The organism is Nonomuraea sp. NPDC050547, from assembly GCF_044457345.1.
GTDB lineage: Bacteria > Actinomycetota > Actinomycetes > Streptosporangiales > Streptosporangiaceae > Nonomuraea.
The window spans coordinates 235,381-244,247 of the sequence record NZ_JBITGW010000022.1; the positions used below are offsets into that span (position 1 = coordinate 235,381).

Here is an 8,867-nt window from a genome sequence, read left to right on the forward strand (position 1 = left end):
ATGTCCGTATGAGCACGCACGGCTTCACCCTCGCCGCCGAGGGCCCCTTCGACTTCGCCGAGACCCTGCGCTTCGTCGAGGACTGGCCCGCCACCAGCACGCTCGCGCCCAGCGACGGCACGGCCCTGCGCTTCGCCTACAACGCGGAGTCCGACTGGCGCCCCATCGGCGTGAGCGTGCGCGCGGCGCCCGGCGGCGTCGCCGTGGAGACCAGCCGCCCGGCCGGCCCGGCGATCCGCGCCGAGATCGCCCGCATCCTCTCCCTCGACGTCGACGGCACCGGCTTCGCCGCGCTCGCCGCCGCCGACCCGGTGCTCGGCGACGTCCTGCGCCTGCGTCCCGGGCTGCGCCCGGTGTGTTTCTGGAGCCCGTGGGAGGCGGCGTGCTGGGCGGTGATCGTGCAGCGCTCCTCGATGCACGTCGCCGCGCGCGTCAAACAGCGCATCGCCGAGCGGTACGGCGCCACGCTCGACGTCGGCGGCCACCCCTGCGTGGCCTTCCCTCCCCCGATCTCCCTGGTGGAGGCCGGCGGGCTCGGCCTGCCCGTACGCAAGGAGGAGTGGATCCACGACCTGGCCAGGGCCGCGCTCGACGGCGTCCTCACCACCGAGCACCTGCGCGCCCTGCCGCCGTCCGAGGCGCTCGCGGAACTGCGGACGCTGCCCGGCGTCGGGCCGTTCACGGCCGGGCTCATCCTGATCCGCGGCGCGGGCGCGCCGGACGCCTTCCCCGGTGACGAGCCCCGGTTGTTCGCGATCCTGCGCGAGGCGTACGGCCTGCCGGAGGACGCCCCGCCCACCGCCTACCGGAAGATCGCCGACTCGTGGCGCCCCTACCGTTCGTGGGCCTCCTTCCACTTCCGCGCCGCCGGATATCAGGTGCGCCAGCCGTAGGAGGACTTCTACGCTGGCCTGCCATGGACCATTTCCTCAATGTCGTGGACGTCGAGGCGACCTGCTGGCCCGGCTCCCCGCCGCCGGGCATGGTCAGCGAGATCATCGAGATCGGCCTGACCGTCGTGGACCTGGCGGCCGGCGAGCGCGTGAGCAGGCACGGCATCGTGGTGAAGCCGGCCCGCTCCACCGTCGGCCCGTTCTGCACGGAGCTGACCGGCCTGACCGAGGACGAGGTCGGGCAGGGCGTGCCGTTCGCCGAGGCCTGCCGTGTCCTGGCCGCCGACCACCGGGCGGGATCGCGCCCCTGGGCGAGCTGGGGCGACTACGACCGCAAGCAGTTCACCCGTCAGTGCGCGGCCACCGGCACCCGCTACCCCTTCTCCCGCGACCACACCAACGCCAAGCTGCCCTTCACCGCGGCCCACGGGCTGCGCAAACGCCCCGGCATGGCCCAGGCGCTGACCATCGCGGGACTCCCGCTCGAAGGCCGGCACCACCGGGGCGAGGACGACGCCTGGAACATCGCCGCCCTCATCCTCCACCTGGCGTCCCGGGACGCCTGGTACCCCCCGGAGGCAGAAGCGGAGCGTCGATCGGACCGTGCTCGATGAGGCGCATCATCGCGCCGACGTCCAGATGCCGTTCGACCAGGTCGCCCAGGGCGTCCAGGCGCTCCTCACGCAGTGCGGCGAAGCTGACGCCGGGATCCGGGGCGAAGGCGCGCCCGGCGCGCGCGGCCACGTCGGCGAGGAAGGCGCGGCGGAAGCCGTCGTTCTCCAGGGCGCCGTGCCAGGTGGTGCCCCAGACGTCGCCGACGCGGCAGCCGTCCAGGAAGGGCTCGCCGCCCTCGACGGTGGCCACGCCGTGATGGATCTCGTAGGCGCTCACGGGCTGGCCGTAGGCCAGGCCGGTGGGACGGGCGAGCGTCTTCTCCGGCCGGAACGTGACGGTCACCGGGAGTAGCCCGAGCCCCGGGACGTGGCCGGCGCCGGACTCCACGCCGTCGTGGATGTCGCGGGCGAGCATCTGGAAGCCGCCGCAGATGCCCAGCACCGGTCCCTTTCGCTCCTGTACGGCGCGCGCCAGCCCGTTCTCCCGCAGCCAGGCGAGGTCGGAGACCGTGGCACGGGAGCCGGGCAGCACCACGAGGTCGGCGTCGTCCAGTTCGGCGGGGTCGGTGACGAAGCGGACGACCACGCCGGGTTCGGCGGCCAGGGCGTCCAGATCGGTGAAGTTGGAGATCCGGGGCAGCCTGACCACGGCCACGCGCAGGGTCTGCCTGCCGTACGGGCCGCGGGTGACGACGCGGCGGTTGTCCAGGGCCAGGGAGTCCTCGACGTCGAGCCAGAGCCCGTCGAGCCAGGGCAGCACGCCGTAGACGGGGCGTCCGGTCAGCGTGTGGAGGGTGTCCAGCCCGGGTTGCAGGAGTTCGACCGCTCCGCGGAACTTATTGACGATAAATCCGGAAATATGGGCTTGGTCGGCGGCGTCCAGCAGCGCCACCGTCCCGTAGAAGGCGGCGAACACCCCGCCCCGGTCGATGTCGCCCACCACCACGACCGGCAGCCCCGCCGCCCTGGCCAGGCCCATGTTCGCGATGTCACCGGCGCGCAGGTTGATCTCGGCCGGGCTGCCCGCCCCTTCGCAGATCACCACGTCGTGGGCGGCGCGCAGCCGTTCCAGCGACTCCAGGGCCTTCTCCCGCAGCATGTCCTTGAGCGCCCCGTACTCCAGCGCGTCCACGTCCGTCAGCGGCCGGCCCATGAGGACCACCTGGCTGCGCCGGTCGCTGCCCGGCTTGAGCAGGATGGGGTTCATGTCCGCGACGGGCTCCAGCCGCGCCGCCCTCGCCTGAACCTCCTGCGCCCGCCCGATCTCGGCGCCCCCGGCGGTGACGAAGGAGTTCAGGGACATGTTCTGCGCCTTGAACGGCGCCACCTTCACACCCTGGCGGACCAGCCACCGGCAGATGCCGGCGGTCACCACGCTCTTGCCCGCGTCCGACGTCGTCCCCGCCACCAGCAACGCACCCTTCACCGCGGCATTTTTTCACACGTGCCCCATTTACAGCGCACCGCCCTTCTAGAACAATCTCCTAGAACGTCGCTCTAAGAGAGGTGCCGCATGGTCGGGACGTTCGGATCACCACGAACCGGTGTGATCAACGCACAGGACCGCGCGCCGTACGGCTGGACGCCGCTCGTCGTCCTGTTCATCGTCGGCCTGGTCGACCGCATCGAGTACAACCTGCTGTCGGGCGTCCTCCCTCTGGTCCAGGCGGAATGGGGCTTCTCCGACACCGCAGCGGGATCCATCCCCACGGCCGCCGCCCTCGCCGCCGCGCTGGTGGCCCTGCCCGCCGGGTACTTCGCCGACCGCTACAACCGCACCCGCATCCTCGCCGTCGTCGTCTTCTGCTGGGCGATCGCCACCCTCGGCTCCGGCCTCGCGACCGGATTCGCCATGTTCTACCTGATGCGCGTCTTCCTGGCCGCCGCGGAGAACATCGACAACCCCGCCGCCGGCAGCCTGCTCGCCGACTGGTATCCGCCGCTCTCACGCGCCAAGGCGTACGGGCTCACGCGCGTCACCACCTACCTCGGCGGCATCGGAACCCTGCTCGGCGGCGTGCTCGGCCAGGCCATGGGCTGGCGCAACGCCTTCCTCGTCATGGTCATCCCCGGCGTGCTCACCGCGGTCCTGTGCTGGATGCTGCGCGAGCCCAGACGCGGCGAACTCGACCGGCTGGTCGCGGGCGGCACCACCCCGGCCTCCCCGCCGAAGGCGCCGAAGCAGCCGTTCTGGCCGCAGTTCCGCCTCGTGCTGCGCAATCCGACGCTGATGTTCGTCTGCGTCGGCCTGGCCCTGCTCACGCTCGGCCTGGCCGGGATCTTCTTCTGGCTGCCCACGCTGATGGTGCGCGCGTTCGGCGCCACCCCGGCCACCGCCGGCTCCTACAGCGGCCTGATCACGGTCGCCGGCACGCTCGTCGGCACCCTGGTCGGCTCGTGGCTCGGCCGCAAGTGGCACGGCACCGTCAAGGGCGGGCGGCTGCTGGCCGGCGGCGGCGGCATCACGATCGGCGCCGCGGTGCTCGCCGCCGCCCTCTCCATGAACTCCCTGCTCGCCATGGCCGCGCTCACCCTGCTGGCCTGCTCGCTCATGTCGATCGCCATCCCGAACATGACCGCCTGCCTGGCCGACGTGGTCGGGGCGGGCTCGCGCGGGCTCGGCTTCGCCGTCCTGCAGGTGTTCACGACCGCGGGCGGCGCGTTCGGCTCGCTGATCGTGGGCATCTTCTCCGACCGGCTCGGCTCCCTGGTCGGCGGCATGTACGTGCTGATCGTGCCCATGGTCCTCGGCGGCCTGATCACGCTGGGCGCGCGGGCCTCCTTCGAACGGGACGCCAAGAAGGTCCTCGACGAGGCCAGGGACGCATAGCCGCCAGCACCGCCAGCCCGGCGGCCGTGAAGCTCACCGCCCTGGTCAGCCGGACCGCGCGCCTGATGTCCCCGACCTCGGGCGCGCGGCCGTCGCCCATGGTCGGACGGTGTTCCGTCCGCCCGCCGTACACGTTGGTGCCGCCGAGCGTCACCCCGAGCGCGCCGGCGAAGGCCGCCTCGCACCGTCCCGCGTTCGGGCTCGGGTGCCGATGCCCGTCCTTCTTCAGTACGGCCAGCGCCCCCGCCCGATCCGGCCCCACCGCCACGGTGATCAGCCCGGTCACCCGCGCCGGAACGTAGTTGGCCACGTCATCCAGCCGCGCCGCCGCCCAGCCGAACCGCTCGTACCTGGGCGAACGATGCCCGACCATCGCGTCCAACGTGTTGATCGCCCGATAGGCCAGCAAGCCGGGAATCCCCGCCACCGCACCCCAGAACAACGGCGCCACCACGGCGTCCGAGGTGTTCTCGGCCAGCGACTCCACCGTCGCCCTGGCCAGCTCCGGCTCCTCCAGCTCCGACGGGTCGCGCCCGCACAGGTGCGGCAGGCGCCGCCTGGCCCGCTCGACGTCCTTGTCCTCCAGGGCGCCGGCCAGATGGGCGCCTTCGCGGGCCAGCGTCGTACCGCCGAGCACCGCCCAGGTCGCCGCCGCGGTGAGCGCGGTGCGGGCCAGGGGGTGGCGTACGCGTTCCGCCAGGATGCCGACGCCGGCGGCCGCGCCCACGCACAGGGCGACGTGGGCCACGCCGTTCGGGCGGGCGTCGCCGTACAGGCGCTTCTCCAGAGCGGACGCGGCCCGGCCGAACAACGCGACCGGATGTCCGCGGCGCGGATCCGCGAACATGGCGTCAAGCGCGACACCGAGCGCGATACCCGCGGATCTAGACCAGATGTGCATGGAGTTCATCTTCGTGCACATCGAGCCAGGCGGCCGCCCGGCGGATGCGCTCACCGGCGCCGCCGGCCCACATCGCCGCCCAGGCGCCGCCCTGGTCCGCCCGCTTCCGCATCACGTCGTAGCTGCGGTGGAAGCGGAGCCTGGCCAGGTCGAGCAGGCGGCGCCGGTCTCGGGGCGGCAGGCCGTACGCGTCGCAGAAAAGACGCAGCCGAGCACCCACGTGCGCACCACCGTCCGCTCCCCGCAGGAGCGGATGGCGGTCGAGCGGATCGGCGATGGGCGCCCAGTGGCGCAGCGTGGTGACCACGTCGAACAGCCGCGTCGTGGGCCTGGCCTGGTCGAAGTCGATCAGCGCGACGGCGCGGCCACGATGAAAAATCGTGTTCTCCGGCCGTAAGTCACAGTGCCCGATGACTTCCGGCGCCCTGTCATCATTGGACCCCTCAACCCACCCCTGGGCGGAGAACCCCTCGGTGGCGTCATGAAACTTCCGCAAAAGCTCCGCGAGGCTCCGCAACCCATCCTCGGCCGCGTTGTGCGCGGTAAGCCCGCAGCTACCCGGAATGTAAGTGATGACCTCACGGTCGAACTCGTCGAACCCCACCACCCGAGGCGCCCCGGCGAACCCCGAGGCCTCAAGGTGCCGCAAAAGGGCGTGCACGGCGGGCGTGGACGGGCTTTTCGGACGCCGGACCGTATCCCCGACCCGAACCACCCCGTCCGTCACGTCCCCGCCCCGCAGTGGTGTCTCATGCAGGAGCGTCGCGACCATGCAACGGCATCTTAGACCCCTTTAGACCGATCCCGCCTGGCTTTTTGTGTCGGACCACCGCCCCGGCGCCGCCTGCCCATAACGTGGCCCGTATGCCGATCCTGCTGTCCGTAGTGGCGTTCCTCATGACGCTCCTGGGCGGCCTGGTCGCACACCGCGTCCGCGAACGCCGCAACCTCGTCCTGGGCGCCGCCGCCGGCGTCATGCTCGGCGTCGTAGCCTTCGACCTCCTGCCGGAAGCCCTCTCCCTCGACACCGTCACCCTGCACGGCGTCCCCCTGCCCATGCTCACCTTCGCCGCCGGCTTCCTGGCCGTCCACATCGTGGAACGCGCCGTAGCCATGCACGACACGCACGAAGGCGACTACGCCGCCCACCGCCACACCCACGCCGGCATGGGCCTGGTGGCCGGCAGCGCCCTGGTGGTCCACAGCTTCCTCGACGGCGCCGCGATAGGCGCCGCCTTTCAAACCGACACCGCCCTCGCCGTAGCGGTGGCCATCGGCGTCATCGCACACGACTTCACCGACGGCTTCAACACCTACACACTCACCACGCTGTACGGCAACGCCCGCCGCCGCGCCATCATCCTCCTCACCCTGGACGCCGTGGCCCCCATCGCCGGCGCCACCCTGACCACACTGCTCCCCATCCCCAAGGGCCTGCTGGGTGCGTACCTGGGCCTGTTCGCCGGCTTCCTCCTGTACCTGGCCACCTCCCACATCCTCCCCGAAGCCCACACCCCCCGCCGATCCACCGGCCTGACCCTGGCGGCTACGCTGGCGGGCACGCTGTTCATGTGGGCGGTGATCGGACTGACCGAGTGACACGGGCAAATCGAGTGCGTGACAACTCGCCGGATCATGCACAATAAGGCGGGAGCGCCCTTAGCTCAGCTGGATAGAGCATCGGACTTCTAATCCGACGGTCGCAGGTTCGAATCCTGCAGGGCGCGCTTACTTCATGGCGTTGACCTGCGGAAACATGCGCTTGGCCGCCCGAACGGAACATAGTTCCGGCCATTCCGTGCTCCAACCGTGCTCGCCCGTACCAACCCTGTACACACCATGATCATCATGCCGTTCATCCCTTCCGTCACATGACGAACGGCTTCGCTCCGCCGTGACGCCAGTGCAGCGAAGCCGTCATCTCCCCCGGCCGAGTCGCCCCCTGGTTATACGCGAAGCTGCCGCAGAACGCCTCGGCCCTCGTCGTCGCCCAGCAGGAGGGCCGCGGTCTTCTCCGCCGCCGCCATCGCCACCTGCGGGAAGACCGAGGTGTAGGTGTCGGCGGTGAAGGCGCTGGAGGTATGCCCCAGCGTCTCCTGGACCACCTTGATCTCCACACCCGCAGCCAGCATCAACGACGCCGCGCCATGCCGGAGATCATGCAGCCGGATCGGCGGCAGTCCCGCCAGATAGGCCAGCCACAGGAACTGGTCGGACACGTGCTGCGGATGCAGCCGATCCCCGTCGGCCTGGGTGAACACGAAACCGGTCCCCTTCCACGCCTCGCCCGCCGCAAGCTGTTCCTCGCGCTGCCGCCGCTGATGGGCACGCAGGATCGCGATGGTTTCGGCGTCCAGGGCGATGGTGCGCATGGAGGCGTCGGTCTTGGGCCTGCCCTCGTGGATGCGCCCGGCCAGCTGAACCAGCTGCCAGGAGATACTCGCGGCTCCGGTATCGAGATCGATGTCTTTCCAGCGCAGCCCACACGCCTCGCCCCGCCGCAGGCCTCGAAGCGTGATCAGCCGGTAGAGGGCGAACAGCGGATGCCGGCCGGATTCTTCCAGAAACAGCCGGGTCTGTTCCGGTGTCCACACCATCACCGCCGACGGGCGGCGTACCCGGATGTAGGCATCGATCGGGTCCACCCGCCGTCCTCCGCGACGTGCCTTCTCCGCGCTGCGGTAGGCGCGGAAGTCCTGATGCCATTCCTCGACCCGCTCCCGGGTCCACACCAGCGGCCTGGGCCGGGTCTTGGCCGGCATCTCCAGCACCGCCGCCGGGTTGAAGTCGATCAACCGATCCTGACGGATGGCCACATTCAGCGCATGCCGAAGAGTCGCCCGGATGCTATGCATCGTGGCCATGCTCACCGGACGCCGATACTTCACGCTCGCCCGCACCACACGATCCGCGCTGGCCCGCCGCTCGGCGATGACGTCGTTGAACTCCTCGATCTGCTCGAACATCCCCGCCACGTCCCCGACCTTGAGCTGATCCAGCCGGATACGGCCCAGGTAGGGGGTCAGATACAGCTGGATGTGGCCCTCGTAGGAGCGCCGGGTGCTCTCTTCGATCTTCCGCTTGCGCGTGAGGAACTCCTCCAGCCACCGCCCGACCGTCACCTCCTGGGCCAGGTCCTGGCGGGTGCGCACCTTGCGGCGCACCACCTCGACGCTGGGCAGGACATCGGTCTCGGCCAGCGTCCTCTTGATCAGATCAGCGATCTGATTACGAGTCACAACCTCGCCCGGATCGGCCAGCGCCAGCAACTCGCGCACCTTCCCCAGCTGGTCGCCGGCGGCGTCCTGCGAGGCGAAACCACTACACAGATTGAAAGTTCGGGTGTCATGTTGATCTCAGGTCTGTGGTCAGGCCGGTGTGTGCCAGGAAGGCGTCCAAGAGGGTGGGACGGTACTGCATCTGCTTGAGTCTGCTGCGGATGACCTGGGCGAGGTCGGCGAGCGTGCAGGGGCCAGGTTGCCCAGGCCGCGTTTGAGGTGGGACCACACGCTCTCGACGGGGTTGAGGTCGGGCGCGTAGGTCGGCAGGCGGAACACCGTCAACCAGGGACGCGTCTCGATCAGGCGGCGCATCCGGGCGCCGACGTGGGTGTTGACGTTGTCCCAGAC

At 70.6% G+C, this 8,867-nt stretch carries 9 protein-coding genes and 1 tRNA gene; 5 read left to right on the forward strand and 5 right to left on the reverse strand.

The window, feature by feature from the left end:
• The first annotated feature begins 8 nt into the window (after nt 1-8).
• Together ACIBHY_RS44285 and ACIBHY_RS44290 are read left to right on the forward strand one after the other, a co-directional pair.
• Nucleotides 9-893, forward strand: coding sequence for a DNA-3-methyladenine glycosylase family protein (locus ACIBHY_RS44285; RefSeq protein ID WP_397254897.1), 885 nt, complete (start codon nt 9-11; stop codon nt 891-893).
• Nucleotides 894-916: 23 nt separating this feature from the next.
• A complete protein-coding gene (locus tag ACIBHY_RS44290; RefSeq protein ID WP_397254895.1) occupies nt 917-1,507 on the forward strand; it encodes an exonuclease domain-containing protein in 591 nt (196 codons plus the stop codon).
• Here the strand turns inward: ACIBHY_RS44290 and ACIBHY_RS44295 are convergent.
• Complete coding sequence (locus tag ACIBHY_RS44295) at nt 1,428-2,933, reverse strand: cobyric acid synthase (RefSeq protein ID WP_397254893.1); 1,506 nt, start codon at nt 2,931-2,933, stop codon at nt 1,428-1,430. The genes ACIBHY_RS44290 and ACIBHY_RS44295 overlap by 80 nt on opposite strands.
• Nucleotides 2,934-3,053: 120 nt before the next feature.
• Here ACIBHY_RS44295 and ACIBHY_RS44300 point away from each other — a divergent pair, with 120 nt between their 5' ends.
• Complete coding sequence (locus ACIBHY_RS44300) at nt 3,054-4,337, forward strand: MFS transporter (protein WP_397309868.1); 1,284 nt, start codon at nt 3,054-3,056, stop codon at nt 4,335-4,337.
• Here ACIBHY_RS44300 and ACIBHY_RS44305 read toward each other — a convergent pair.
• Entirely contained in the window at nt 4,267-5,238 is a 972-nt protein-coding gene (locus tag ACIBHY_RS44305; protein ID WP_397309869.1) for a cobalamin biosynthesis protein, read from the reverse strand. The genes ACIBHY_RS44300 and ACIBHY_RS44305 overlap by 71 nt on opposite strands.
• Entirely contained in the window at nt 5,222-6,010 is a 789-nt protein-coding gene (locus ACIBHY_RS44310; RefSeq protein WP_397309870.1) for a phosphotransferase, read from the reverse strand. The genes ACIBHY_RS44305 and ACIBHY_RS44310 overlap by 17 nt, the downstream gene beginning before the upstream one ends.
• Before the next feature lie 92 nt (nt 6,011-6,102).
• On the opposite strand from ACIBHY_RS44310, the gene ACIBHY_RS44315 reads away from it, so the two are divergent.
• Both ACIBHY_RS44315 and ACIBHY_RS44320 read left to right on the forward strand, forming a co-directional pair.
• Nucleotides 6,103-6,837: a ZIP family metal transporter gene (locus tag ACIBHY_RS44315; RefSeq protein ID WP_397254885.1), complete on the forward strand. Its 735-nt coding sequence runs from the start codon at nt 6,103-6,105 to the stop codon at nt 6,835-6,837.
• A gap of 54 nt (nt 6,838-6,891) precedes the next feature.
• Nucleotides 6,892-6,965: transfer RNA gene (locus tag ACIBHY_RS44320), tRNA-Arg, on the forward strand.
• A gap of 219 nt (nt 6,966-7,184) precedes the next feature.
• Here the strand turns inward: ACIBHY_RS44320 and ACIBHY_RS44325 are convergent.
• A complete protein-coding gene (locus ACIBHY_RS44325) occupies nt 7,185-8,516 on the reverse strand; it encodes a tyrosine-type recombinase/integrase (RefSeq protein WP_397309871.1) in 1,332 nt (443 codons plus the stop codon).
• Between the two features lie 90 nt (nt 8,517-8,606).
• On the reverse strand, nt 8,607-8,867 hold a 261-nt coding region (locus ACIBHY_RS44330), incomplete at its 5' end, for a transposase (protein ID WP_397309872.1).